At 63.6% G+C, this 25,747-nt stretch carries 25 protein-coding genes; 14 read left to right on the top strand and 11 right to left on the bottom strand.

Features of this window, described 5'->3' with window-relative positions:
• The first annotated feature begins 362 nt into the window (after positions 1 to 362).
• Together IDM28_RS17290 and IDM28_RS17285 are read left to right on the top strand one after the other, a co-directional pair.
• A complete protein-coding gene (locus IDM28_RS17290) occupies positions 363 to 1,067 on the top strand; it encodes a response regulator transcription factor (protein ID WP_101321771.1) in 705 nt (234 codons plus the stop codon).
• A complete protein-coding gene (locus IDM28_RS17285) occupies positions 1,064 to 2,674 on the top strand; it encodes an ATP-binding protein (protein WP_181089960.1) in 1,611 nt (536 codons plus the stop codon). Before IDM28_RS17290 ends, IDM28_RS17285 begins: the two co-directional genes overlap by 4 nt.
• Here the strand turns inward: IDM28_RS17285 and IDM28_RS17280 are convergent.
• Positions 2,671 to 3,372, bottom strand: a complete 702-nt coding sequence (locus IDM28_RS17280; protein WP_188036547.1) for a 4'-phosphopantetheinyl transferase — start codon at positions 3,370 to 3,372, stop codon at positions 2,671 to 2,673. The two genes, IDM28_RS17285 and IDM28_RS17280, sit on opposite strands and share 4 nt — an antisense overlap.
• A 40-nt stretch (positions 3,373 to 3,412) precedes the next feature.
• Positions 3,413 to 4,204 (bottom strand): dienelactone hydrolase family protein, encoded by a 792-nt coding sequence (locus tag IDM28_RS17275; RefSeq protein WP_188036546.1) that lies wholly within the window; start codon positions 4,202 to 4,204, stop codon positions 3,413 to 3,415.
• A 134-nt stretch (positions 4,205 to 4,338) separates the two neighbouring features.
• On the opposite strand from IDM28_RS17275, the gene IDM28_RS17270 reads away from it, so the two are divergent.
• The 4 genes from IDM28_RS17270 to IDM28_RS17255 all read left to right on the top strand — a co-directional run bounded on the left by IDM28_RS17270 (position 4,339) and on the right by IDM28_RS17255 (position 8,704).
• Positions 4,339 to 4,944 (top strand): outer membrane protein, encoded by a 606-nt coding sequence (locus IDM28_RS17270; protein WP_101321767.1) that lies wholly within the window; start codon positions 4,339 to 4,341, stop codon positions 4,942 to 4,944.
• A 121-nt stretch (positions 4,945 to 5,065) separates the two neighbouring features.
• A complete protein-coding gene (locus IDM28_RS17265; protein WP_101321766.1) occupies positions 5,066 to 5,743 on the top strand; it encodes a response regulator in 678 nt (225 codons plus the stop codon).
• The gene (locus IDM28_RS17260) at positions 5,740 to 7,086 is read left to right on the top strand and encodes an ATP-binding protein (protein WP_101321765.1); all 1,347 of its coding nucleotides are present in this window, start codon (positions 5,740 to 5,742) and stop codon (positions 7,084 to 7,086) included. The genes IDM28_RS17265 and IDM28_RS17260 overlap by 4 nt, the downstream gene beginning before the upstream one ends.
• 292 nt (positions 7,087 to 7,378) lie before the next feature.
• Complete coding sequence (locus IDM28_RS17255; protein ID WP_101321764.1) at positions 7,379 to 8,704, top strand: dicarboxylate/amino acid:cation symporter; 1,326 nt, start codon at positions 7,379 to 7,381, stop codon at positions 8,702 to 8,704.
• 173 nt (positions 8,705 to 8,877) lie between these two features.
• Here IDM28_RS17255 and IDM28_RS17250 read toward each other — a convergent pair whose 3' ends face one another.
• Both IDM28_RS17250 and IDM28_RS17245 read right to left on the bottom strand, forming a co-directional pair.
• Positions 8,878 to 9,372: a SprT family zinc-dependent metalloprotease gene (locus IDM28_RS17250; protein WP_150570945.1), complete on the bottom strand. Its 495-nt coding sequence runs from the start codon at positions 9,370 to 9,372 to the stop codon at positions 8,878 to 8,880.
• A gap of 130 nt (positions 9,373 to 9,502) precedes the next feature.
• A complete protein-coding gene (locus IDM28_RS17245) occupies positions 9,503 to 10,102 on the bottom strand; it encodes a Yip1 family protein (RefSeq protein WP_101321762.1) in 600 nt (199 codons plus the stop codon).
• A 285-nt stretch (positions 10,103 to 10,387) separates the two neighbouring features.
• Here IDM28_RS17245 and ttcA point away from each other — a divergent pair, with 285 nt between their 5' ends.
• Both ttcA and IDM28_RS17235 read left to right on the top strand, forming a co-directional pair.
• Entirely contained in the window at positions 10,388 to 11,212 is an 825-nt protein-coding gene (gene ttcA / locus IDM28_RS17240) for a tRNA 2-thiocytidine(32) synthetase TtcA (protein WP_101321761.1), read from the top strand.
• Positions 11,213 to 11,215: 3 nt separating this feature from the next.
• Positions 11,216 to 11,887 (top strand): DNA-3-methyladenine glycosylase I, encoded by a 672-nt coding sequence (locus tag IDM28_RS17235; protein ID WP_188036545.1) that lies wholly within the window; start codon positions 11,216 to 11,218, stop codon positions 11,885 to 11,887.
• A 175-nt stretch (positions 11,888 to 12,062) separates the two neighbouring features.
• Here IDM28_RS17235 and IDM28_RS17230 read toward each other — a convergent pair whose 3' ends face one another.
• From IDM28_RS17230 to arsC, 3 genes are read right to left on the bottom strand one after another with little or no spacing between them, the layout of a single operon-like run.
• Positions 12,063 to 12,473, bottom strand: a complete 411-nt coding sequence (locus IDM28_RS17230; protein WP_150573741.1) for a DUF2069 domain-containing protein — start codon at positions 12,471 to 12,473, stop codon at positions 12,063 to 12,065.
• Positions 12,466 to 13,071, bottom strand: a complete 606-nt coding sequence (wrbA, locus tag IDM28_RS17225; RefSeq protein ID WP_101321759.1) for an NAD(P)H:quinone oxidoreductase — start codon at positions 13,069 to 13,071, stop codon at positions 12,466 to 12,468. Before wrbA ends, IDM28_RS17230 begins: the two co-directional genes overlap by 8 nt.
• Complete coding sequence (arsC, locus tag IDM28_RS17220; RefSeq protein WP_101321758.1) at positions 13,068 to 13,421, bottom strand: arsenate reductase (glutaredoxin); 354 nt, start codon at positions 13,419 to 13,421, stop codon at positions 13,068 to 13,070. The genes wrbA and arsC overlap by 4 nt, the downstream gene beginning before the upstream one ends.
• Positions 13,422 to 13,508: 87 nt before the next feature.
• Between arsC and IDM28_RS17215 the strand changes: the two genes are divergently transcribed.
• A complete protein-coding gene (locus IDM28_RS17215; protein WP_101321757.1) occupies positions 13,509 to 13,976 on the top strand; it encodes a TlpA disulfide reductase family protein in 468 nt (155 codons plus the stop codon).
• Between the two features lie 45 nt (positions 13,977 to 14,021).
• On the opposite strand, the gene IDM28_RS17210 is transcribed toward IDM28_RS17215, so the two are convergent.
• From IDM28_RS17210 to IDM28_RS17195, 4 genes are all read right to left on the bottom strand, one after another.
• A complete protein-coding gene (locus IDM28_RS17210) occupies positions 14,022 to 14,426 on the bottom strand; it encodes an META domain-containing protein (protein ID WP_101321756.1) in 405 nt (134 codons plus the stop codon).
• Positions 14,423 to 14,860, bottom strand: coding sequence for a hypothetical protein (locus IDM28_RS17205; RefSeq protein ID WP_188036544.1), 438 nt, complete (start codon positions 14,858 to 14,860; stop codon positions 14,423 to 14,425). Before IDM28_RS17205 ends, IDM28_RS17210 begins: the two co-directional genes overlap by 4 nt.
• 31 nt (positions 14,861 to 14,891) lie before the next feature.
• On the bottom strand, positions 14,892 to 15,893 hold the full coding sequence (locus IDM28_RS17200; protein ID WP_188036543.1) for a 2-hydroxyacid dehydrogenase: 1,002 nt from the start codon (positions 15,891 to 15,893) through the stop codon (positions 14,892 to 14,894).
• 85 nt (positions 15,894 to 15,978) lie between these two features.
• Positions 15,979 to 18,735: a response regulator gene (locus IDM28_RS17195; RefSeq protein ID WP_188036542.1), complete on the bottom strand. Its 2,757-nt coding sequence runs from the start codon at positions 18,733 to 18,735 to the stop codon at positions 15,979 to 15,981.
• A 221-nt stretch (positions 18,736 to 18,956) separates the two neighbouring features.
• On the opposite strand from IDM28_RS17195, the gene IDM28_RS17190 reads away from it, so the two are divergent.
• The 5 genes from IDM28_RS17190 to relA all read left to right on the top strand — a co-directional run bounded on the left by IDM28_RS17190 (position 18,957) and on the right by relA (position 25,741).
• Positions 18,957 to 19,670 (top strand): response regulator transcription factor, encoded by a 714-nt coding sequence (locus IDM28_RS17190; RefSeq protein ID WP_101321752.1) that lies wholly within the window; start codon positions 18,957 to 18,959, stop codon positions 19,668 to 19,670.
• A gap of 3 nt (positions 19,671 to 19,673) precedes the next feature.
• Positions 19,674 to 21,056 carry a sensor histidine kinase gene (locus IDM28_RS17185; RefSeq protein WP_101321751.1) on the top strand — a complete coding sequence of 461 codons (1,383 nt, stop codon included), beginning with the start codon at positions 19,674 to 19,676 and terminating at the stop codon, positions 21,054 to 21,056.
• Positions 21,057 to 21,146: 90 nt separating this feature from the next.
• Positions 21,147 to 22,046, top strand: a complete 900-nt coding sequence (gene cysM, locus IDM28_RS17180; protein ID WP_150573746.1) for a cysteine synthase CysM — start codon at positions 21,147 to 21,149, stop codon at positions 22,044 to 22,046.
• On the top strand, positions 22,046 to 23,401 hold the full coding sequence (gene rlmD / locus IDM28_RS17175) for a 23S rRNA (uracil(1939)-C(5))-methyltransferase RlmD (protein ID WP_188036541.1): 1,356 nt from the start codon (positions 22,046 to 22,048) through the stop codon (positions 23,399 to 23,401). The genes cysM and rlmD overlap by 1 nt, the downstream gene beginning before the upstream one ends.
• A 99-nt stretch (positions 23,402 to 23,500) precedes the next feature.
• Positions 23,501 to 25,741 (top strand): GTP diphosphokinase, encoded by a 2,241-nt coding sequence (gene relA, locus IDM28_RS17170; protein WP_101321749.1) that lies wholly within the window; start codon positions 23,501 to 23,503, stop codon positions 25,739 to 25,741.
• The last annotated feature ends 6 nt before the right edge of the window (positions 25,742 to 25,747 follow it).

Here is a 25,747-nt window from a genome sequence, read left to right as displayed (position 1 = left end):
TTCTCGATTTCGGCCCAACCCCAACATCTAGTGGTTCGCCGCGATGGGGATACAAGATAATGCGGTCTGAGGGTGTTTGCAAGGCGACCGCCTGTGGATAACGTGTGTACAGATTGTGTGTGATTCGTGGGTATCGGCTGTAGGCCTTGTCCTCACGGCTTTTCACTTTTTTTCCGCACCGTAATGACCCGTTGCAGAATGTTACTGCTGTGCGGCGCATCACGCTAATTCGTCCTGGCCTGTCTCGGACCAGCGGTGCCGACAGAGCCGATTGGCAGGCGCAGATGTGCGACGTAGTATCCGCGAACAAGGCTACATTCAGGTGACCAGCGGCAGCCCATCCATAACAACAGAGGCCAGGCATGGACCAACCCAGCAACCGCATCCTCATCGTCGAGGACGATCAGCGTCTCGCCGAACTGACCGCCGAGTACCTGCAGGCCAATGGCTTCGAGGTTGCGGTCGAGGCAGACGGCGCGCGCGCGGTGCGGCGCATTCTCGACAGCCAGCCGGACCTGGTGGTGCTGGACCTGATGCTGCCCGGTGAAGACGGCCTGAGCATCTGTCGGCGGGTACGTGGCCAGTACCAAGGCGTGATTCTCATGCTGACTGCGCGCAGCGATGAGCTCGATCAGGTTCAGGGCCTTGACCTGGGCGCCGACGACTATGTCTGCAAGCCGGTGCGGCCGCGGCTGCTGCTGGCGCGTATCAATGCCTTGCTGCGGCGCAGCGACAGCCCCGACAGCAAAGTGCAGGCGCTGCGCTTTGGCCCGCTGCAGATCAACAACAGCTTGCGCGAGGCCTGGCTCGATGAGCAGCCGATCGACCTCACCGGCGCCGAATTCGACCTGCTCTGGCTGCTGGCCAGCCATGCCGGCCGGGTGCTGTCGCGCGAGCAGATATTTACCGCCCTGCGCGGCGTCGGCTACGACGGCCAGGACCGTTCGATTGATGTGCGTATCTCCAGGATTCGCCCCAAGATCGGTGACGATCCCATTCATCCGCGGCTGATCAAGACCTTGCGCAGCAAGGGCTATCTGTTCGTGGCTGAGGCGGCGCCGGCCTGATGAAGTCGATTTTCCTGCGTATTTATGGCGGCATGCTGGCGGTATTGGTGCTGGTGGCGGTGCTCGGCGTGGTCAGCCTGCACCTGGTCAACCTGGTGCGCGCCGAGCAGCACCGCGAGCGCCTGGCGCAAGGCACGTTCAGCCTGATGGCCGACAACCTCGCGCCGCAGAACCCGGTCGAGCGCCAGCGCTCGCTGTTGATGTGGGAGCGCCTGCTCGGCGTGCCGCTGGATGTCCGGCCAATGGCCGCGCTGACCCTCGACGGCGGCCAGCGCGCGCGGCTGTACCGCGACCTGGTGGTGGTCGACAAGACCGGCCCGCATGCCGCACGGGTATTGCGCCGGATCGGCCGCGAAGACCAGCTGCTGGTGGCCGAGGTCAAGCAGATCAGCGAACAGCTGGCGCGGGCCACGGTGTACCTGCTGGCTGATGAGCTGGTGCGTTATCCGGTCAGCGAACAACCGCAGCGCCTGGCGCAACTGCGCCAGAGCAAAGGCTTCGGTTTCGATATCGGCCTGCAACGGTTGGAGCGGGCGGCACTGGATGACGACCAGCGCCACCGGGTCGAGGAGGGCGATACGGTGATGGCGCTGGGCAAGGACGGTGATTCGGTGCGGGTGTTCTCCGGCGTGCCCGGCTCACCCTGGGTACTGGAAATCGGCCCGCTGTACCAGCTCAATCCCTACCCGCCGCAATTGCTGATTCTGATCGCGTTTCTCGGTTTGTGCCTGATCGGCCTGGTGGTGTACCTGCTGGTACGTCAGCTGGAGCGGCGCGTGTCCGGCCTGGAAGCGGCCGCCACGCAGATTGCCCAGGGCAGCCTCGATACCCGCGTGCCGGCCGGCGGCGCTGATTCGGTGGGGCGTCTGGCGGCGGCATTCAATGGTATGGCCGAGCACCTGCAGCGCTCGCTGAACATGCAGCGCGAGCTGGTCCGGGCGGTGTCGCACGAGCTGCGCACGCCAGTGGCACGGCTGCGCTTTGGCCTGGAGATGCTCGAAACCGCCAGCACCGATCAGGCGCGGGCCAAGCACCTGGCGGGGATGGACGGCGATATCCAGGACCTCGACAAGCTGGTCGACGAAATGCTCACCTACGCGCGTCTCGAGCAAGGCGCGCCGGCCTTGCAGTTTCAGGCCGTCGACCTGGATGCCTTGCTGGCGCGGGTCATCACCGAGCTGGCGCCGCTGCGCCCGCAGATAAATGTGCTGCGTGGCCTGTGCCAGGGCGCCGATGAGGACGGCGCCTGGGTCGAAGCCGAGCCGCGCTATCTGCACCGTGCGCTGCAGAACCTGGTCGCCAACGCCATGCGCCACGCCGAGGGCGAAGTGCGCGTTAGCTATCACCTTGGTCAGCAGCGCTGCCGCATCGATGTCGAGGATGACGGCCCGGGCGTGCCGGAAAGCGTCTGGGAGCGCATCTTTACCCCATTCACCCGGCTGGACGACAGCCGCACCCGGGCCTCGGGTGGGCACGGCCTGGGCTTGTCGATCGTGCGTCGAATCATCTATTGGCACGGCGGGCGGGCGGTGGTTGCGCGCAGTGAAGGCTTGGGTGGGGCGTGCTTCAGCCTGAGCTGGCCGCGCCAGCAGGAAGCTGAAGACTAGACGCTGACCAGGCTCAACAGCTGCCCTTGGTTGACGCAGAATTGGCCATTCAGCTCGGCGCCGTGGCGCCATTCAGACGACAGGTCAGTCAGCAAGCGCAGCCGCGCCAGGCCGTCTGCAGACCACCCCAGCAGCTCTGCATGCTCGAAGTAAAAGCGCTGCAGGGTCAGTGGATAGAGCGTCTTGAACAGGCTTTCCTTGAGCGAAAAGGTCAGCGTCACGCTAAGTGCCAGCTGGCTGCGGTCGAGCCGTTGCAGCTCGGCCGGGGTGAGGATCTCTCCGGCGAGGCGTTCGGCGCGGGCTTCATCCAGCAGTGTTTCCTGATCCAGGCCGATGCCTCGGCAGCTGGCAGCATCGGCCACCACGGCGGCGGCCCAGCCTTTGCCGTGGGTGATCGAGCCGCGGATACCTGCCGGCCAGATCGGTGAGCGGTCGGCATGGGTCGCGGGCACATAGTCACGACCGTCCAGTTGCTGCAGAGCGGCGCGCGCGCAGACTCGGCCGGCCAGGTACTCGGCCTGGCGCTTGGCTACGGAGCGCTGGAGGCTGGCGCTGGGCTCGATGCCCGCGCGCTGGAAGTCGTCGGCAGCAAGCCTGGACGGGTCGAACGCACAACTGACCAGCACCGCGCCAGGGATCGGGCGCGGTAGTGGCCAGTGGTGTTGCAAGGGGGCGCAGCAGGTCGGCAGTCGGTTCATGGCGCTATTGTGCCAGAGCTGGCCATTGCCAGCGCAGCGGTCACTTGAACAGCTTGTCCAGAAACGCCTGCATGTCTGCCCATGAGCTTTTGTCGGCCGCTTGGTCATAGCCGATATCAGGCCCGCCATGCTCGCCATGACTGAGACGGTCGGCATCGGGGTTGCTGAAACCATGCTTGGCGCCGGCGATGCTGACAAACTGATAGTCGGCGTTGGCCTTGTCCATCTCTTCCTTGAAGGCCGCGACCTGCTCCGGGGTGACCATGCTGTCTGCCGCGCCGTGCTCGACCAGCACCTTGGCCTTGACGCTGCCGGGGCTGGCCGGAGTCTGCGTGACCAAGGCGCCGTGGAAACTCACCACACCGGCCAGCTCCTCGCCACGCCGGGCCGCGTCGAGCACGACCTTGCCGCCAAAGCAGTAGCCAATCGCAGCGAGCTTGTCGGGATCGGTTTTTGGTTGAATCTTTAGCAGCTCAAGGCCCGCATCGAAGCGCTTGGCAGCTGCTTCCGGGTTCTCCAGCGCCGCCTTCATGAACGCCATCGCATCGGCCGGATGCTCGGTGTGCTTGCCATCGCCATACATGTCGATCGCCAGCGCGCTGTAACCCAGCCCCGCCAGGTCGCGGGCGCGGCGCTTGGCATAGTCATTGAGCCCCCACCACTCGTGCACTACCACGACGCCCGGCCGTTTGCCGTCGATAGCATCGTCATAGGCGTAATAGCCAACCAGGCGCTTGCCGTCGTCATCCTGATAATCGATCTGGCGGGTCTGTACCGCCGCTTGAGTAAGGCTGGCGCAGCTCAACAAAGCCAGGGCAAACAGATAACGCATGGTCGCAACTCCTTTAGGCGAGGGAAGCGCAGGCTGTTCAGCGGCGGTTCAGGCAGGGTTCAGCCGCGGTTCAGGGCGCCTTGCTTACTCTAGCTTCCAGACCGAAACAGCGCATCCAACTGGAGTAAGAACCCATGAAAACAGTCAATACCCTGCTTGCAGCAATGGCCGTATGTGCCGCCGGCTTCAGCGTTCAGGCCAACGCCGACGACACCTTCGCCAGCCTGACCTACGGCCAGACCAGCGACAAAGTACGCAAGTCCGGGCTGCTCTCGCGCAGCACCGACAACCTCAACACCGACGGCGTGATCGCCAAGGACGGCACCTGGGGTGTGCGTCTGGGCAAGATGAACAACGAAGGTCGCTACTACATGACCTACGACAACGTCTCCGGTGACCACAGCGGGCTCAAGCTGCGCCAGGAAAACCTGCTCGGTAGCTACGACCTGTTCCTGCCTGTGGGAGACACCACCAAACTATTTGGCGGCGCCAGCCTGGGCGTGACCAAGCTGACCCAGGAATCCTCCGGTTACAGCCGCGACACCAATTACGGCTACGCTGCAGGCCTGCAAGCCGGCGTTATCCAGGAAGTCACCGACAACGCCTCGGTCGAACTGGGCTACCGCTACCTGCGCACCAACGCCAGCACCGAACTGGTCGAACACGGCGGGCCGAAAATCGGCAGCATGAGCCTGACCAGCAGCGCCCAGACCTACCTCTCGGCAAACTACAAGTTCTAAGGCGTGCTGGTACTCTGTATCGGCGTTTGCAACGCACAAGGCTGCTGGCTCGCCAGCGGCCTTGCGCCGTGCCTGCGCCAGAGAGGCAAGACAGCGGCGTGATGGTTATAAGGAGAAAGGCATGAAACTGCTGGTGGTCGAGGACGAGGCGCTGCTGCGCCATCATCTGCACACACGCCTGAGCGAAACCGGCCATGTGGTCCAGGCGGTCGGCAACGGCGAAGAAGCCCTGTACCAGGCAGAGGAGTTCGCCTTTGACCTCGCCATCATTGACCTCGGCCTGCCGGGCATGAGCGGCCTGGACTTGATCCGCCAGCTGCGCAGCCAGGGCAAGAGCTTCCCGATCCTGATTCTCACCGCACGGGGCAACTGGCAGGACAAGGTCGAGGGCCTGGCGGCCGGCGCCGACGATTATGTGGTCAAGCCGTTCCAGTTCGAGGAGCTTGAAGCGCGCCTGAATGCCTTGCTGCGCCGTTCCAGCGGCTTCACCCAGTCGACCATTGCGGCCGGGCCACTGGTGCTCGACCTCAATCGCAAGCAAGCCAGCCTCGACGATCAGCCGCTGGCGCTGACCGCGTATGAATACCGCATCCTTGAATATCTGATGCGTCATCACCAGCAGGTGGTGGCGAAAGACCGCCTGATGGAGCAGCTGTACCCAGGCGATGAAGAGCGCGACCCTAATGTCATCGAAGTGCTGGTCGGCCGGCTGCGCCGCAAGCTCGAGGGCGAGCACGGCTTCAAACCGATCGATACCGTGCGCGGCCTGGGCTACCTGTTCACCGAGCGCTGCCGATGATCCGTTCGCTGCGCGTGCGCCTGATGCTGGCGGCGGCGCTGCTGGCGCTGTTGTTCATGCTGGCGCTGCTACCGGCCCTGCAGAAGGCTTTCAGCCTGGCCCTGCAGGAGTCGATCGAACAGCGTCTGGCGTCCGATGCGACCACGCTGATCTCCGCCGCGCGTATCGAGCAGGGCCGCCTGCAGATGCCTGATCAGCTCCCGGATGAGCGCTACAACCTGCCTTACACCGGGTTGATCGGCTACATCTTCGACCGCGACGGCAAGCTGGTCTGGCGTTCGCGGGCTACCGCCGACCGCGACATCAACTACCAGCCGCGTTATGACGGCCGCGGCAACGAGTTTGCCCGCATTCGCCAGGACAACGGTGAAGAGTTCTTCGTCTACGACGTGGAAGTAAAACTGCTCGGCGGCAAGAGCGCCGCCTACAGCATCGTTGCTCTGCAACCGGTACGCGAGTATCAGGACACCCTCGAGGGCCTGCAGGAAAAACTCTACCTGGGCTTCGGCGCTGCCTTGCTGGCCTTGCTGGTGCTGCTTTGGGCCGGCTTGACCTGGGGGCTGCGCTCGCTGCGTCGGCTGAGTGTGGAGCTGGACCAGGTCGAGAGCGGTGCTCGCCAGGGCTTGAGCGGCGAACATCCCCGCGAGTTGTTGCGCCTGACCGGCTCGCTCAACCGCCTGCTGCACAGTGAGCGCGAACAGCGTCAGCGCTATCGTGACTCGCTGGACGATCTAGCGCACAGCCTGAAAACGCCGCTGGCGGTGCTCCAGGGCGTGGGCGAAAGCATGGGCCACGGCAGTGGCGAGCGCGAGCAGGCGCGAGTGCTGCAGAGCCAGATCGAGCGCATGAGCCAGCAGATCGACTACCAGTTGCAGCGCGCCAGCCTGCGCAAGAGCGGACTGGTTCGCGACCGTGTCCAGCTCGCGCCGCTGCTCGACAGCCTGTGCAATACCTTGGCCAAGGTCTACCGCGACAAGCACGTGGCGATCACCCTGGTCGTCCCTGCGCAGGCGGAAATACCCATGGAGCAGGGCGCCGCGCTGGAGCTACTGGGCAACCTGCTGGAGAACGCCTACCGGCTATGTTTGGGCCAGGTGCGGGTGAGCTTGAGCGAAACCCCGGACAGCCTGCTCCTGTGCATCGAAGACGATGGCCCGGGCGTGCCGACCGATCAGCGCGAGCGCATCCTCCAGCGCGGCGAGCGGCTGGACCGCCAGCACCCGGGGCAGGGCATCGGCCTGGCCGTGGTCAAGGACATCATCGACAGCTACGACGCCCAGCTGAGCCTGGACGATTCGCCGCTGGGCGGTGCTGCCTTCAGGATTGTGTTCACGCGCGGCTGACCCCGCGCCCGGGCGGATTCCCGCCAAGCCGCCCGTTCATTTCCCGCCAACGGGCGGAAATCCGCCAGCTCAGGCCCACCTGGTTGCCCTGTCCTTGGGCATGCCACCCCGTCTAGTTCAGGCTTTGCACCTCATTCGAGCACTTTGGCATCGCCCTTGCTATTCACTTTGGCAGAGGCCTGCAAAGGCAGCTCGAACACAACGACAAATCCCTCCGGGTGCAGGAGGGTTAGCGCTTTAGGTGCCCCCGCCCTGGGAAGGGTGGAAACCGGCACACTCGAGGAAATAAGCCATGACGACTCGTCAGCCGCTGTACAAATCGCTGTATATCCAGGTGTTGGTTGCCATCACCATCGGTATTCTGCTCGGTCACTTCTACCCTGAAACCGGCGTTGCGCTCAAACCCCTGGGTGACGGCTTCGTCAAACTGATCAAAATGGTCATCGCCCCGATCATCTTCTGTACAGTCGTCAGCGGTATCGCTGGCATGCAGAGCATGAAATCGGTCGGCAAGACCGGCGGCTACGCGCTGTTGTACTTTGAAATTGTCTCGACCATCGCGCTGATCATCGGCCTGGTTGTCGTCAACGTGGTCAAGCCAGGCGCTGGCATGCACATTGACGTCAACACCTTGAACGCCAGCAGTGTCGCTGCCTATGCCGCCGCCGGCGCGCAGCAGACCACTATCGGCTTCCTGCTCAACATCATCCCGAACACCGTGGTCGGTGCCTTCGCCAACGGCGATATCCTCCAGGTGCTGATGTTCTCGGTGATCTTCGGCTTCGCCTTGCACCGTCTGGGTAGCTACGGCCGGCCATTGCTGGACATGATCGATCGCTTCGCTCACGTCATGTTCAACATCATCAACATGATCATGAAGCTGGCTCCGATCGGTGCCTTCGGTGCCATGGCCTTCACCATCGGCCAGTACGGCGTCGGCTCGCTGGTGCAGCTGGGCTACCTGATGGCCTGCTTCTACATCACCTGCCTGGCGTTCATCCTGATCGTCCTCGGTGGTATCTGCCGCGCGCATGGCTTCAGCGTACTCAAGCTGATCCGCTACATCCGTGAAGAGCTGATGATCGTACTTGGCACCTCGTCGTCGGAATCGGCCCTGCCACGCATGCTGGCCAAGATGGAGCGTCTGGGCGCGAAGAAGTCGGTAGTAGGTCTGGTAATCCCGACTGGCTACTCGTTCAACCTTGACGGTACTTCGATCTACCTGACCATGGCTGCCGTGTTCATCGCCCAGGCGACTGACACGCAGATGGACATCAGCCACCAGATCACCTTGCTGCTGGTGCTGCTGGTTGCCTCCAAAGGTGCTGCTGGCGTCACCGGTTCGGGCTTCATCGTCCTCGCCGCGACCTTGTCTGCTGTCGGCCACCTGCCGGTCGCCGGCCTGGCGCTGATCCTTGGTATCGACCGCTTCATGTCCGAAGCCCGCGCCCTGACCAACCTGATTGGTAACGGCGTAGCGACCATCGTGGTTGCCAAGTGGGTCAAGGAGCTGGACGAAGACAAGCTGCACGCTGAACTGGCTTCGGGCGGCTCGCCGCTGACCGACACTCGTCCAACCGACGACCTCGGTGTAGCTGAAGGCCCAGCGCGCTCTTAAGTCATCAGGCAATAACCTGGGGCCGCTCTGCGGCCCTTTCGCGACACAAGGCCGCTCCTACAGACGACTGCGCATGACTGGCTTGCGTGGTCAACTGTAGGAGCGGCCTTGTGTCGCGAAAGGGCTGCAAAGCGGCCCCAAGTTCGTCCAATCTCCGCAAAACCCTTCCGGCTTCACTCCACCCGCGTCTGCCCGCTATACGCCAGCACCTGCCGACAGCGCTTGCACAGATACCGCCGCCCTTGGCGCACCAGCTTGTGCCGCACCGCCGTAAAGGCAAAGTCACTCTCCGGGCACGGGCACTGATAGATATAGCGCGTCGCCGTACGCCGTTGCACCGCATAGTTGTGGCAGCGATTGGGCGGCAGCTCGTAGACCCCGCGCATGATCAACTGCCACTCTTCGCCATGGGCCTGGATACTGTCGCCGAACAACTGATGCGCGACCAGATGCGCCACTTCATGGGCCACAGTCTGGCGCAGAAAATCCTCGTGGTTTTCCCGGTACAACTGCAGATTGAAGCGCAGCAGGTTTTCATGCAGATGGGCAACGCCGGCCTTCTGGCCGCGCAGCTTGAAGCTCACCTGTGGGCGGATGAAGCTCCGTTTGAAGAACGCTTCGGCTTGCTGATAGCAGGCTTCAACGCGGGATTCGAGCAACTCGGGCATGGCGATCTAGGTTCTCCTCAGCCGCGCATTATGCCGCAACCCCCCAGAGGCTGCCGAGCCATCGGTCAGCACACAGTCAAAGGCCGCCTTGCGGCGGCCGGTGACTTGATGCCCCAGTGTTGGTTTGGATCTAGTTGGTATACACAGGCCCCACGCCCAGGCCCCAGATGACCACCGTGGCCGCCATGATCGCCACCAGCACCACCAGGCCTACCGCCAGCACGGAGCTTGAGAACAGAAAGCCTTCATCCGCCGGAATGTTCATGAACGTCGGCAAGCCCACATACAGCAGGAACACCGTGTAACTGATGGCCGCCGTGCCGATCACCATGCCCAGCCACAGGTGTGGGTAAAGCGCCGCCAGCCCGGCGACGAACAATGGTGTAGCGGTGTAGGTGGCAAACGCGATGCAGCGTGCCATCGATGGCGTGGCGTCATAGGTACGCGCCATCCAGTGGATGAAAGCGCCCATTACCGCGACCCCGATCAGCATCGCCAGGTATGACATCACGCTCATCCAGAACGCGCTTTCAACGGTCAGCATGACCGCCGGTCGGTCACCGATTACCCAGCCGACCTGGGTGGTGCCGATAAACGCTGAAACGACGGGGATGGCCGCCAGAATCAGGGTATGGGTCAAGTACATGTGGCTGATCGATTCTTCCTCGCCACGAATCTCCTGCCACTCTTGGTCGGGATGGGTAAACAGCCCAAGAACGTGATGGATCATACCGGTCACTCCTATGGTCGTTGCCTGACGCACCCCAGATGGAGCACATGCGGCCCGCGGCCAGGCACCGAAGCAAGCGGTAATATGGCCTTAAGTCGCAGTATAGGAAGCACATCCCTGCGCAATAGGCGCTTTTTAGAGCAAATCGCGCTGTCGCCGCAGTTGTTGATTCCGTTGCAGTCTTTGGTCGGCCTGGCGCGGTTAATTGTCGCGAAAGCCTTCGCCCGCGCCGGCTTTATGCGTAAAATGTTCGGCTTTTGTCACACCTCGCGGATTCCAAGCGCTATGGGCACCCTCTCGGTCAACCAGAACAAACTGCAAAAACGCCTGCGTCGTCTCGCCGGCGAAGCCATCACCGACTACAACATGATCGAAGATGGCGACAAGGTCATGGTCTGCCTGTCCGGCGGCAAGGACAGCTACACCATGCTCGATGTTCTGCTGCACCTGCAGAAGGTGGCGCCGATCCAGTTCGAGATCGTCGCGGTGAACATGGACCAGAAGCAGCCAGGCTTCCCCGAGCATGTTCTGCCGGCCTACCTGAAGACCCTGGGCGTCGAGTACCACATCGTCGAGAAAGACACCTATTCGGTGGTCAAGGAACTGATCCCGGAAGGCAAGACCACCTGCTCGCTGTGCTCGCGCCTGCGCCGCGGCACGCTGTACACCTTTGCCGATGAAATCGGCGCGACCAAGATGGCTCTTGGTCACCACCGCGACGACATGGTCGAAACCTTCTTCCTGAACATGTTTTTCAACGGCTCGCTCAAGGGCATGCCGCCCAAGTTGCGTGCCGATGATGGCCGCAACGTAGTGATCCGGCCGCTGGCCTACTGCAGCGAGAAGGACATCCAGGCCTACTCGGACATGCGCGAATTCCCGATCATCCCGTGCAACCTGTGTGGCTCGCAGGAAAACCTGCAACGTCAGGTGGTCAAGGAAATGCTCATCGACTGGGAGCGCAAGCACCCAGGCCGCACCGAGAGCATCTTCCGCGCGATGCAGAACGTGGCGCCGTCACAACTGGCCGACCGCAACCTGTTCGATTTCACCAGCCTGAAAATCGATGAAACCGCGGCGCCGCGCTTCCTCGATGTGGTGAACATCTGACCCATGCGCGATTATCAGTGGCTGCATGAGTTCTGCCTGAATCGCTTCGGCTCGGCCAAGGCCCTCGAAGCGTTCCTGCCGCAACCGCGCACCCCGGCGCAGTTGCGTGACATCAGCGACGACCGCTACCTGTCGACCCTGGCGCTGCGGGTATTTCGCGCAGGCCTCAAGCACAGCCTGGTAGATGCCAAGTGGCCGGCTTTCGAGCAGGTGTTCTTTGGCTTCGAGCCGGAAAAGGTGGTGCTGATGGGCGCCGAGCACCTTGAGCGGCTGATGCAGGACACGCGCATCATCCGCCACTTGGGCAAGCTCAAAAGCGTGCCACGCAACGCACAGATGATCCTCGACATCGAAAAACAGCACGGCAGCTTTGCCAGCTTTATCGCCGACTGGCCGGTGACCGATATCGTCGGCCTGTGGAAGTACCTGGCCAAGCATGGCAATCAGCTCGGCGGGCTGTCGGCACCGCGCTTTCTGCGCATGGTCGGCAAGGATACCTTTATCCCCACCGACGACATGTCAGCCGCGCTGATCGCCCAAGGCGTGATCGACAAGGCGCCGACCAGCCAGCGTGATCGTGCGCTGGTGCAGGAGGTGTTCAATCAGTGGCATGTCGAAAGCGGCCGGCCACTTTGTCAGCTCTCGGTGATGCTGGCGCACACCGTCAACCATTGAGCCAGTCGTTACACGGTCCCTGTAGGAGCGGCCTTGCCGGGGCGCCGGACCGGTCGCGAAAGGGCTGCGTAGCGGCCCCGGGATTTGTGCAGCACCGCAAAATCGCCGGGCGCGCTGCGCACGCCTTTCGCGACCGGTCCGGCGCCCCGGCAAGGCCGCTCCTACAAAAAACGGATCAGCATTCGCCGACAAGGCGCCGTTCGTGCTGAAACTTCCAGCGCACGTATAGCAGTGCGCTGACGAACAGGCCCAGGCTCACCAGGGTCTCCATCCAACCAAATAGCGCCCGCGCTGGGTCGAACGCCGCTAGCACGCCTTTGATGAAGTAGATATTGACCACGAAGCAGGTCCACGCATGGGCCCGTGCGCTGCCCATCAGCATGCCTGGCAGCACCAGCAGCAGCGGGATCACTTCGACCGCAAGGATCACCTCGACCCGCGCCCCATGCAGGTTGGCAAACCACAGGTTATTGACCAGAAGCAGGGCGATCAGGCCGACCAGGCAAGCCAGGCTGAGCGCGCGGGTAAGGCGCAGCCGCGGTGCCAGCCAGGCCAGCGCTGGCAGTGGCTTGGCACGCTTAGCCACGCGCGCCACCCAAAGCCTTGGCCGTGCTCGCCAGGCGTTGCCCGAGTGCTCGGCACAGGGCTATTTCGTGGCTGTCCAGCTCGCGCTTGCCGTCGGCGCCGGCATGATGACTGGCGCCGTACGGGGTACCACCACCGCGGGTTTCCAGCAGCGCCGACTCACTGTAGGGCAGGCCGGTGATGAGCATGCCGTGGTGCAGCAGCGGCAGCATCATCGACAGCAGGGTAGTTTCCTGACCGCCGTGCAGGCTGGCGGTGGAAGTGAACACTCCAGCCGGCTTGCCGACCAGTTCACCACCCAGCCACAGGCTGCTGGTGCCGTCGAGGAAGTACTTCAGCGGCGCCGCCATGTTGCCGAAGCGGGTCGGGCTGCCGAGGGCAATTCCGGCGCAGTGGCGCAGGTCATCCAGGCTGGCGTACAGCGCACCGCTGGCAGGGATATCGGGGGCGACTGCTTCGCACTCGGTGGAAATCGCCGGCACGGTCCGCAGGCGCGCTTCCAGGCCAGCCATCTCGACGCCGCGGGCAATGTGCCGGGCCATCTCGCTGGTGGAGCCGTGCCGGCTGTAATACAGCACCAGGATATAGGGCTCGCTCACGGCAGGATCTCCAGCACTTTTTCCGGTGGGCGGCCAATCACAGCCTTGTCACCGGCCACAAGAATCGGCCGTTCGATCAGTTTGGGATGGGCAACCATTGCCGCGATCAGCTGTGCTTCGGTCAATGCCGGATTGGCCAGCTCAAGGGCTTTGTATTCGTCTTCACCGCTGCGCAGCAGTTGCCGCGCGCTGATGCCGAGCTTGCCCAGCAGCGCCGTCAGGGTAGCGGCATCCGGTGGCGTCTCCAGGTAGCGCACGATGTGTGGAGCAAGGCCGCGTGCTTCGAGCAGCTCGAGGGCGCCGCGGGATTTCGAGCAGCGCGGGTTATGATAGAGAGTCAGATCAGTCATGACGGGTCGCATCCAGCTGGGTGTGGCGGCTATTCTAACCGCTGCGGCTGAATTACAGGTTTGAAATACTTCGAGAAGGATTGACCCATGGCAAAGCGTTTGGCGGCGGCACTGGCCATCACTGCAAGCCTGTTGCTCGGCGGTTGCGGTGCCGATTATGGCGTGGACCAGCACGGCAATACGGTAAAGGCCGAGCAGATCGAGGGGCAGTGGCTGGTGCTCAATTACTGGGCAGAGTGGTGTGGCCCATGCCGTACCGAAATCCCCGAACTGAATGCCGCCGCCAAGCAGTGGCAGGCTGATGGCATCAAAGTGATCGGGGTCAATTACGACGGGTTGCAGGGCGACGATCTCAAGCAAGCCTCGCAAACCCTGGGCATCGACTTCACCGTGCTCGCCCAGGACCCGGCCGAGCGCTACGAGCTGCCGCGCAGCGAAGCCTTGCCGGTGACCTACATCATCGACGACAAGGGCAAGGTGCGTGAACAGCTGCTCGGCGAGCAGACCCTGGATGGGCTGCAGGCCAAGATCAAGGCACTCAAAGGCGGCGCCTGACGATCAGGCGGGACCGCCAGCGCGGTCCCGCCCAAGCCAGCACACTCAGCTTTCTTCAGGCCAGAAGCGCAGCGGCTTGCCTTCAGCCGGCCAGAAACGGATCTGCTCGATTGCCGACACATCCCAGCGCTGCACCGTCTCCAGCGCCTGCAGGAAGCGCTGCTCCTGTTCCATCAGCGCGGGCGCGCAGAGCTTGCGGGTCTTGCCGACCTTGCCGAAGCTGAGCTCGTCACCCTTGAGGGTGTACGGCGCAAACCAGTGGTTGCAGCCGGCATTGCCATAGGCGCGGCCGTCTTCACCCAAGGTCAGGGTCAGGTTGCTGTAATCCATCAGCGGGCGCTCACCGATCCACTCCAGCACATAGCCTTGGTCCTGGCGCAGCGCTGACGGCTGCGAGGCGCAGCCCAGCAAGCTGCCGGCGATCAACAGCGCGCTCAGCAGGTTTTTCACTGGCCGCTCTCCTGGCAGCGTGGGCACACATGCTTGTCGCCCTTGCTGGCCCAGCCCAATGCCGCTACGCGCTCGCTGGCGGCTGGCTTGTGGCCTTTGCTGCCGAGCTTGGCGTCCACGGCGAATTCGAAGTCGAGCACGGCTTCACAGCTGTCGCACTTGATCTGCCAGTTGAGAATCGCCAGCTCCTTGAACGCCGGGCCGCTGGCCACGGCAACCCACTGGCCGCTCGGGTTGATCAGGTGGCGCACGCTTTCGACGGTCAGGCGCATGCTCAGGTCTTTGCTGCCCTTGAGCGTCACCAGCAGGACATCGTCCTTCTGGATCGAACCACCGTTACCGGTCACCTGGTAGCGCCCCGGCACCAGCGCGCGGCATTCGATCAGGGTGTGTTGCGGGTTGAATAGGGTGTAGCGGAAATCGTGCTCGACCATGGGTCCTCCAGAAATGCCGCGTATCCTAGCATCAACTTGCGAGCAGATTCTGCGGCTTGCCTGCCGCCCAGCAGATGATGTTGTCCAGGGTGGTGCTAGCGATCGCCTGCAGCGCCTCATGGGTGAGGAAAGCCTGGTGGGCGGTGATGATCACATTGGGGAAGGTCAGCAGCCGCGCCAGTACGTCATCCTGCAGCGGCTGGTCGGAGCGGTCCTCGAAAAACAGCTGGGCTTCTTCTTCGTAGACGTCCAGGCCCAGATAACCCAGCTGGCCACTCTTGAGCGCATCGATCAGGGCCGGAGTGTCGACCAGCGCGCCGCGGCCGGTATTGATCAGCATGGCGCCTGGGTGCAGCGCCGCCAGGCTCTGGGCATTGATCAGGTGCCGGGTGTGCTCGGTCAGCGGGCAGTGCAGGCTGACGATGCGCGCCTGGGCCAGCAGCTCGGGCAACTCCAGATAACGCGCGCCAAGGGCGAGCATGTCCGGGTTGGGGTAGGGGTCATACGCCAGCAACTGGCAGCCGAAGCCGGCCATGATCCGGGCGAAGGCCAGGCCGATCTGGCCGGTGCCGATCACCCCGACGGTCTTGCCGTGCAGGTCGAAGCCGGTCAGGCCATGCAGGGTGAAGTCGCCTTCGCGGGTGCGGTTGTAGGCCCGGTGCAGGCGCCGGTTGAGGGCCATGATCAGCGCTACGGCGTGCTCGGCCACCGCGTGCGGTGAGTAAGCCGGGACCCGCACCACAGCCAGGCCCAGGCGCGCGGCTGCGGCCAGGTCGACATGGTTGTAGCCGGCCGAACGCAGCGCGATCAGGCGCGTGCCGCCGGCTGCCAGGCGCTCCAGCACGTCGCTGTGCAGCTCGTCGTTGATGAACGCGCAGACCACCTCGTAGCCATCGGCCAGCGGCGCGGTGTCGACGGTCAGCCGGGCAGACTGATAGTGCAGGTCCAGGTCCAGGTCCAGGTCGCTGTCGCGGCATACCTGGCTGAAGCTTTCCTGGTCGTAGTGCTGGCTGCTGAACAAGAGAATGCGCATGGCAGAGGTCCTTTGCGGCTGAGCAGGGCAGTGTAGCCAGCCTGGCGTGGGGCGTATTGACCCAGGCCAGCGTAGCTGGCGCGGGTCACACGCTCAGCTGAGCCTGCTCGGCTAACCGTTCGATAGCCTGGTCGAGTTCATCCAGCGCCTGCATGGCCTGCGGGCTGTCCTGCTTGAGCAGGGTTTCACTGCGCTGGCAGGCCGCACGCAACTGCGGCACGCCGCAGTAGCGCGAGGCGCCATTGAGGCGGTGCACCCGCTCGATCATCGCCTCGCGATCACCCGCCACCCGCGCCACCTGAATGGCTACGCGATCTGCCTCCAGCGAATCGAGCAACATGCGCAGCATGTCTGCTGCCAGATCAGCCTTGCCGGCTGCCAGGCGCAAGCCTTCTTCGGGGTCGAGCACCTTCAGCTCGCTGCTTTCCGGCAACCGCTCCAGCGGCTGCTCCTGCTGCGGTGGGGCCAGGTTGAGGCCGGTCCATTTCATCACCACCTGGGCCAGCTGGCGCTCGCTGATCGGCTTGGTCAGGTAGTCATCCATGCCGCTGTGCAGCAGGGCACGTTTTTCGTTGGCCATGGCATGCGCGGTAAGGGCGACGATGGGCAGCGGGTTGCAGGTCTGGCCGCTTTCCCACTGGCGGATCTGCTCGGTGCAAGCGCGGCCGTCCATGCCCGGCATCTGCACGTCCATCAGCACCAGATCGAACGCTTCATCCTGCACCGCCTCGACCGCCGCATAGCCGTTGTCGACCGCCAGCACTTCTGCGCCGAGGCCCTCGAGCAGGGTCTGTACCAGCAGCAGGTTGGCTGGGTTGTCGTCGACGCAGAGGATCTTCGGCATGCGCTGGCTGCCCGGCATACGCACTTCGCTCAGTTGCCGGCGCGGCTGGATCAGCTCAAGCAGCAGCCGGCGCAGCTTGCGCGTGCAGGTGGGCTTGGACAGCAACTGGCCGTGCGGGTTGGGCAAGCTGGGATGATACAAGCCCTGCTCGGTGGTCGGGCAGAGCACCACGCACAGGCACTGCAGGCGTTCCAGCTGCTGGTTGTACTGGCCGAGCAGATCGGGTGAGAGGTTGTTCAGGTTGGCGCCGAATACAGCAAATTCGAACAGTTGCCCGGCCTGATGGGCGGCTTGCACGCCTTGCACCAGTTGCTCGAACGAGGCGAACACGCTGACGCTCAAGCCGCAGTCCTGCAGCTGGTGCTCCAGCGCCTGGCGGGCCAGCTCATGGCCGTCGACGATGGCCGCACGGCGACCCAGCAGCGCTTGTAGCGGCAGTTCCGAGCCATCGTCGTGGGCCCTGGGCAGATTTAGACTGATCCAGAACTGCGAGCCCTCGCCGGGCGCGCTGTCGACGCCGATTTCGCCGCCCATCTGCTCGATCAGGCGCTTGGAGATGACTAGCCCAAGGCCGGTACCGCCGGGCTGGCGCGACAAGGAGTTGTCGGCCTGGCTGAAAGCCTGGAACAGCGTGCGCACGTCCTGCGGGGTAAGGCCGATACCGCTGTCCTGCACGCTGATGCGCAGCTGCACATGGTCACCCTGTTCGTCTTCGAGCATCGCCCGCACGACGATCGTGCCTTCGCGGGTGAACTTGATCGCGTTGCTGACCAGGTTGGTGAGGATCTGCTTCAAGCGCAGCGGGTCACCGACCAGCGACAGCGGCGTATCCCGGTAGACCAGGCTGAGCAGCTCGAGCTGTTTGGCGTGGGCGGCTGGGGCGAGAATGGTCAAGGTGTCCTGGATCAGGTCGCGCAGGTTGAACGGGATGCTGTCGAGCACCAGCTTGCCGGCCTCGATCTTGGAGAAATCGAGGATCTCGTTGATGATCCCCAGCAGGTTGTCGGCAGACTGTTCGATGGTGCCGAGATAATCCAGCTGACGCGGCGCCAGTTCGCTCTTCTGCAGCAGATGGGTAAAGCCGAGTATGCCGTTGAGCGGGGTGCGGATCTCGTGGCTCATGTTGGCGAGGAACTCGGACTTGATCCGGCTGGCCTCGAGGGCTTCCTTGCGTGCCATGTCCAGCTCGATGTTCTGGATTTCGATGGTTTCCAGATTCTGGCGCACGTCTTCGGTGGCCTGGTCGATGCTGTGCTGCAGTTCTTCATGGGCGCTGTGCAGGGTCTCGGCCATGCGGTTGATGCCGGCCGCCAGCTCGTCCAGCTCATGGCTGCCCATGGCCGGCAGGCGCGCTTCGAGGTTGCCGTCCTTGAGCTGAGTGACCGCCTCCTTGATCCGCCTGATCGGGTCGTTGATCGTGCGGCTCATGCGCAGGGCGACCAGTGCGGTCACGCTCAGGCAGGCGAGAATCAGCAGCACGCTGGTGAACAGGTTGCGGTAACCGCGCAGCAGGGTGCCATCATGCGACAGCTCGATTTCCACCCAGCCGAGCAGGCGCTCGGCTTCGGCCGGCACTGCGTCAGCGGCCAGGTCGCGGTGATGGCCGAACACCGGCATCAGGTAGCGGGTGGCGTCATTGCCAGTGCGTTGCAGCAATTGCGTGCCGCTGCCGCCGCTGGGCGGCTGGTTGAGCATGCTCGGCCCGGCATGGGCCAGCTGGGTGCGCTGTGGGGTCAGGAACACCACCGCGCGCACGTCGCTTTGCTCCAGCGCCTGGCCGGCAATCCTTTCCAGCTGGTCAGTGGCATGGCGGGCGAGGGCGGGCGCCGCCAGCGGCGCCAGTTGTTCGGCAATCATCTTGCCGCGCTGGAGCAACTGGGTACGCAGCTCGTTTTGTTGCAGCCAGGTGAAATAGATGCCCAGCACCAGTGCCATCAAGGTAGCCGGCAGCAGCGCCAGCAGCATGACCCGGCTTCTGATTCCCAAACGATCGAGCACACTCGCCTCCTGTGATGTGCCTGATGGCCGTCGCCGAGCGGGACGGAATAGTTGCCGAACGTTACTCCGGCTGCGGGCGTAAAGCGATCATTTCAGCGCCCCAGGCGGGCTGGCAGGCTGCGCTTGCAGCCGGAGGCGCTAATGGTTTGGTCGTAATCCAGTTGCCTAGCCTTGAGTTACTGGCCAATAATCGCGCAATTGAGAATCAATGCCAGAAGCCAATGAATCCCGTAGCCATTCACCACTCGAACATTCTCGCCATCGAAGACGACCCGGTCCTCGGCGCTTACCTGCACGAAGAATTGCAGCGCGGTGGGTTTCAGGTGACCTGGTGCCGCAACGGCCTTGACGGTCTGGAAACAGCAGGCCGGCAGGTGTTCGATGTGGTCCTGATGGATATCCTCCTGCCGGGGCTGAACGGCCTCGATGCACTCGCGCAGCTGCGGCGCAAAAGCGCCACGCCAGTGATCCTGATGTCGGCCCTGGGCGCTGAAGCGGACCGTATCACCGGCTTTCAGCGCGGCGCCGATGACTATCTGCCCAAGCCCTTCAGCATGGCCGAGTTGCAGGTGCGCATCGAGGCGATCCTGCGCCGGGTTGAGCTGGAGCGCCGGCGCCAGGCACCGCAACCTGTCGAGCCAGGCGAGCTGCGCTTTGATGACGCTATCAGCGATGTTTGCCTCGGCTCCAACTGGGCCGGCCTGACCCCCAGCGAATATCGCCTGCTGGACACCCTCTACCGCAGTCCGGACGAGGTGCTGAGCAAGCCCCTGCTGTATCAGCAAGTGTTGCAGCGGGGTTACTCCCGCCACGATCGCAGCCTGGACATGCACGTCAGCCAGATCCGCCGCAAGCTCAAGGCGGTCGGTTACCACGAGCGGCAGATCGTCACCGTTTGGGGCAAAGGTTATGTGCTCAGCGCCGGCGAGGGCTGAACCATGCTCGATCGACACTCGTTGTTCTGGCGCCTGGCGATTTTGCTGGTGGGCTTTTGCCTGTTGATGATCGGCCTGAGCTACAGCTGGGGTCGCTACATGGAAACCCAGAATGCATTTCTCTCCAAGCCCGCCCGGCAACTGCTGCAGGCCTACGCGGTCGAGGCTGAGCAGGCCTGGCACGAGGGCGGCCAGGCCGGCATCGATCAATGGTTGCAAGGCATGCGGGCGCGTGAGCAGGGCTTTGTCGGCGTCATCAACAGCCACCTGCACAGCTTGAGCAGTACCCCGCTGACGGCCGAGCAGACCCAACGCCTGACCCGCCTGCGCCAGGTCGACTGGCCGATGAGCCGACGCAGTGTCGATCAACCGTGGCTGCGCTTGCCGTTCGCCGACCCCGCCGCGCAGGCCATGCTGGTCATCGAATTGCCCACGCGGCTCAATCCGGGCCAGTACCTGTGGCTGTGGCGGATCCTGATCAACGGGGTGATTCCCGGCCTGTTCACCTTGCTGCTGTGCGTGGGTCTGTACCGCATGCTGATTGTGCCGTTGAACCAGCTGCGCGAGCAGGCCAATGCCTGGCGCGCCGATCAGCTCTCGGCGCGGCTGGACGCGACCACCATGGGCCGGCATGACGAACTGGGTGAGCTGGCGCGTGCCTTCGACCAGATGGCCGAGCGCCTTCAAGGCACCGTGGCCTTGCAGCAACAACTGCTGCGCGACCTGTCCCACGAAATGCGCACGCCGCTGAGCCGCCTGCGGGTGGCCGGCGATGGCGAGGCTGACCTTGGGCGCCTGCGCGAGCGCGTCACGCGGGAGGTCGATTGCATGCAGCAATTGGTCGAAGACACCCTGCAACTGGCCTGGCAGGACGCCGAACGGGCGCCGATGAACCTCGAACCGATCCAGCTGCAGGCGCTGTGGGACATGCTCGCCGAGGACGCCTGCTACGAAAGCGCCTGGCAGCCTGCACGTCTGCGCTGTGAATTGCCGGCCACCTGCTGGGTGCAGGGCAACCTCAACCATTTGGCCCAGGCCGTGGAAAACCTGTTGCGTAATGCCATTCGTCATTCGCCTGGCGACGGCGTGATCACCCTCGGCGGTCGGCGTGAGGGTAGTTACTGGCGGATCTGGCTGGAAGACCAGGGCGGCGGTGTGGCTGAGGACGATCTGGAGCGTATCTTCGCGCCGTTTTCGCGGCTGGACGGTTCGCGCCCCGGCGACGGCGGCTTTGGCCTCGGCCTGAGCATCGCCCGCGGCGCCATTCAACGCCAGGGCGGGACGCTTTGGGCCGAGAACGGCAAACGCGGCCTGCGCCTGTGCATGCGCCTGCCAGCGCACGTCGAAGCGAGCGAATCGGCGCCGGCACAGCTGCTATATAGCTGACAGCTATATCGACCACAGATTGCGTGATATGGCCGGCAAGGGAATGCCGGTATGATAGGCGCCCCTGTCGTTTTGATTGCGAAAGACACCATGACCCTGCAGTACCCAACCATCGCCGATTGCGTCGGCAATACGCCTCTGGTTCGCCTGCAGCGCCTCGCAGGTGCGACCAGCAATACCTTGTTGCTCAAGCTCGAAGGCAACAACCCGGCCGGCTCGGTCAAGGACCGCCCGGCACTGTCGATGATCACCCGCGCCGAACTGCGCAACCAGATCAAGCCCGGCGACACCCTGATCGAAGCGACCTCCGGTAACACCGGCATCGCCCTGGCCATGGCTGCGGCGATCAAGGGCTACAAGATGATCCTGATCATGCCCGACAACTCCACTGCCGAACGCAAGGCAGCGATGACCGCCTATGGCGCCGAGTTGATCCTGGTGAGCAAGGAAGAGGGCATGGAGGGTGCCCGCGATCTGGCCGAAAAGCTTCAGGCCGAAGGCCGCGGGTTGATCCTCGATCAGTTCGCCAACGGCGACAACCCGTTGGCCCACTACACCAGCACCGGCCCGGAGATCTGGCAGCAGACCCAGGGCAGCGTCACCCATTTCATCAGTTCGATGGGCACTACCGGCACCATCATGGGCTGCTCGCAGTACCTCAAGGAGCAGAACCCGGCGGTGCAGATCGTTGGTCTGCAGCCCATGGACGGCTCGTCGATTCCCGGCATCCGGCGCTGGCCTGAGGAATATCTGCCAAAGATATTCGACGCCACTCGAGTTGATCAGGTGATCGACATGTCCCAGGCTGAAGCTGAACACGTCACCCGCCGCCTTGCCCGGGAAGAGGGCATTTTCTGCGGTGTGTCCTCTGGTGGTGCGGTGGCCGGCATGTTGCGCCTGTCGCAGCAGGTGGAAAACGCCGTGATGGTTGCGATCGTCTGCGACCGCGGTGATCGCTATCTTTCCACTGGCCTGTTCGACGCGACCTGATGACCAAGAAAAGTAAAGGCGGCCTGCGTTTCCAGCCGGCCGGCGGCGATCGTGCTGCGCAAGTTCCCGTAGGCAAGAAGCAGCGCCTGGACATCGAGCGCCTGGCCGGTGATGGCCGCGGCATCAGTTTTCATGAAGGGCGAACCTGGTTCGTCAGCGGCGCCCTGGCCGGCGAAGCGGTGGAAGCGCGGGTGCTTGGTGCCCGTGGCAAGATCGTCGATGCGCGCCTTGAGCGGGTCCTGCAGGCCAGCCCCGAGCGGCGCCCGGCGCCGTGCCGGCACTATGATCGGTGTGGCGGTTGCAACCTGCAGCACCTGCCGCACGCCGAGCAGCTGGCGCTCAAGCAGCGCATGCTCGCCGAGCAATTGCAGCGGGTGGCCGGGATCCAGCCAGAGCAATGGGCAGCGCCGTTGTCCGGGCCTGAATTCGGCTACCGCCGACGCGCGCGGATTGCCGTGCGCTGGGACGTCAAGAACCGTCAGCTGGAAGTCGGTTTCCGTGCCGAGGCCAGCCAGGCGATCATCGCCATCGACGAATGCCCGGTGCTGGTACAGCCCTTGCAAACGATCCTGCGGCATTTGCCGACGGTGTTGCGCAGCCTGAACAAACCGCAGGCGCTGGGCCATGTTGAGTTGTTCAGCGGCAGCGCCGAGGCCGTCCTGCTGCGCCACGTGGCGCCGTTGCCAGAGGACGACCTGGCACGGCTGCAGGCCTTCTGCAAAGAGGCGGGCGCCCAGCTATGGTTGCAAGGGGAGGGCGAGCCTGCGCCGGTCGAGGCCGGGCAGACCCTCGGTTTCACTTTGCAGCCGTGGCAGATGCAGCTAGCGTGGCGCCCGGGCGATTTTGTTCAGGTCAACGCCCAGGTCAATACGGCCATGATTGAGCAGGCCCTGGCCTGGCTCGCACCGCAGCCTGACGAGCGTGTGCTGGACCTGTTCTGCGGCCTGGGCAACTTTGCCCTGCCGTTGGCCAGGCAGGCCCGCGAAGTGGTGGCAGTGGAAGGCGTGCAGGTGATGGTCGAGCGGGCGGCAGCCAATGCCCGTGATAACAATGTGCATAACGCGGCGTTTTTTCAGGCCGATTTATCTCAACCTCTGGCAGGTGCCGAATGGGCCGCCGAGGGTTTTTCTGCGGTACTCTTGGACCCACCGCGCGACGGTGCTTACGAGGTGGTGCAAGGCATCGCCCGCCTCAAGGCCAAGCGGCTGGTGTATGTCTCGTGTAACCCGGCGACGCTGGCGCGTGACGCGCAGGTGCTGGTCGCCCAAGGGTACCGGTTATCAAGGGCCGGGATTCTCGACATGTTTCCTCAGACGGCGCATGTCGAAGCCATGGCGTTATTCGAAGTGGGCTAGCCAACGCTGGCCCTCTTGGTGCGGCTTCCAGGGAATGGTAGGCGCACGGTGATTGTCAGTGCGGCCGCGGGCTGCGCTGTATGGAAAGGTAAAGCAAAGATGGTACAGGTGAGAGTGCACCAGCCGGTCAACAGCGACGGCAGTATCAATCTCGAAGCGTGGCTGGATCATGTGGTGAGCGTCGATTCGGCGCTGGATCGGGTGAACCTGAAAGAAGCCTGCGAGTTCGCCCAGGAAGTCGAGAAGAAGGGCAACCCGGCCAAGCATTCTTGGGCGGACGGGACGTCCAGTTTCCAGGCCGGCCTGGAGATCGCCGAGATCCTTGCCGATCTCAAACTCGACCAGGATTCGCTGGTCGCGGCGGTGATCTACCGCGCAGTACGTGAAGGTAAGGTCACCTTGGCCGAGGTCGGTCAACGCTTTGGCCCGGTAGTGTCGAAGCTGATCGACGGCGTGCTGCGCATGGCCGCCATCAGTGCCAGCCTGAGCCCGCGCCAGTCGCTGGTGCTCGGCTCGCAGGCGCAGGTCGAAAACCTTCGCAAGATGCTCGTGGCCATGGTCGACGACGTGCGCGTCGCCCTGATCAAACTGGCCGAGCGCACCTGCGCGATTCGTGCGGTGAAAGCCGCCGATGAAGAAAAACGCCTGCGCGTGGCCCGCGAGGTGTTCGACATCTATGCGCCACTGGCGCACCGGCTGGGTATCGGGCATATCAAGTGGGAGCTGGAGGACCTGTCCTTCCGCTATCTTGAGCCTGACCAGTACAAACAGATCGCCAAGCTCCTGCACGAACGCCGGCTGGACCGCGAGCGCTTCATCAACGATGTGATGAACCAGCTGCAGAACGAGTTGCTGGCCACCGGCGTCAACGCCGATATCAGTGGCCGGGCGAAACATATCTATTCGATCTGGCGCAAGATGCAGCGCAAAGGCCTGGAGTTCAGCCAGATCTACGACGTGCGCGCCGTGCGCGTGCTGGTCCCGGAGATCCGCGACTGCTACACCGCCCTGGGCATCGTCCACACCCTCTGGCGGCACATTCCCAAGGAATTCGACGACTACATCGCCAACCCCAAGGAAAACGGCTACCGCTCCCTGCACACCGCAGTGATCGGCCCGGAGGGCAAGGTGCTCGAGGTGCAGATCCGCACCCACGGCATGCACGAAGAAGCCGAGCTCGGCGTCTGCGCGCATTGGCGTTACAAGGGCACCGACGTCAAGGCCAGTTCCAACCACTACGAAGAAAAGATCTCTTGGCTGCGCCAGGTGCTGGAGTGGCACGAAGAGCTGGGCGACATCGGCGGCCTGGCCGAGCAGCTGCGTGTCGATATCGAGCCTGACCGGGTGTATATCTTTACCCCCGACGGCCACGCTATCGACCTGCCCAAGGGCTCGACACCGCTTGACTTCGCCTACCGCGTGCACACCGAGATCGGCCACAACTGCCGTGGCGCCAAGATCAACGGCCGCATCGTGCCGCTCAACTACAGCCTGCAGACCGGTGAGCAGGTCGAGATCATCACCAGCAAGCACGGCAGCCCAAGCCGCGACTGGCTGAACTCGAACCTTGGCTACGTCACCACCTCGCGTGCACGGGCGAAGATTGTCCATTGGTTCAAGCTGCAGGCGCGCGATCAGAACGTCGCCGCCGGCAAGACCCTGATCGAGCGCGAACTGAGCAGGCTTGGCCTGCCTCAGGTCGATTTCGATCGGTTGGCCGAAAAAGCCAACGTGAAAACCGCCGAAGACCTGTTTGCTGCCCTGGGTGCCGGCGACTTGCGCCTGGCGCATCTGGTCAACGCAGCCCAGCAGTTGCTTGAGCCGGAACGGATCGAGCAGATCGAGCTGACCCCGCGCAAGCCGTCTGGCGTGCGTAACGGCAAGCGTGCCGATATCCAGATCCAGGGTGTCGGCAACCTGTTGACGCAGATGGCCGGCTGCTGCCAGCCGCTGCCCGGCGAGGCGATCGTGGGCTATATCACCCAGGGCCGCGGCGTGACCATTCACCGCCAGGACTGCGCCTCGGTGCTGCAACTGAGCGGGCGTGAGCCGGAGCGGATCATCCAGGTCAGTTGGGGCCCGGTGCCGGTGCTGACCTACCCGGTCGACATCATCATCCGCGCCTACGACCGCCCAGGCCTGCTGCGTGATGTGTCGCAGGTGCTGCTCAACGAGAAGATCAACGTGCTGGCGGTCAACACCCGCTCGAACAAGGAAGACAACACCGCCTTGATGTCGCTGACCATCGAAATCCCCGGTCTGGATGCCCTCGGGCGTCTGCTCGGGCGGATTTCGCAGTTGCCCAACATCATCGAGACGCGGCGTAACCGTACTCCTTAGAACCGC

It is taken from the genome of Pseudomonas sp. EZ-C24, from assembly GCF_014525325.1.
In the GTDB taxonomy this organism is placed as follows: Bacteria; Pseudomonadota; Gammaproteobacteria; order Pseudomonadales; family Pseudomonadaceae; genus Aquipseudomonas; species Aquipseudomonas shirazensis.
Note: the sequence above shows the minus strand (reverse complement) of the source record. Positions and strands in the feature narration are given on the sequence as shown.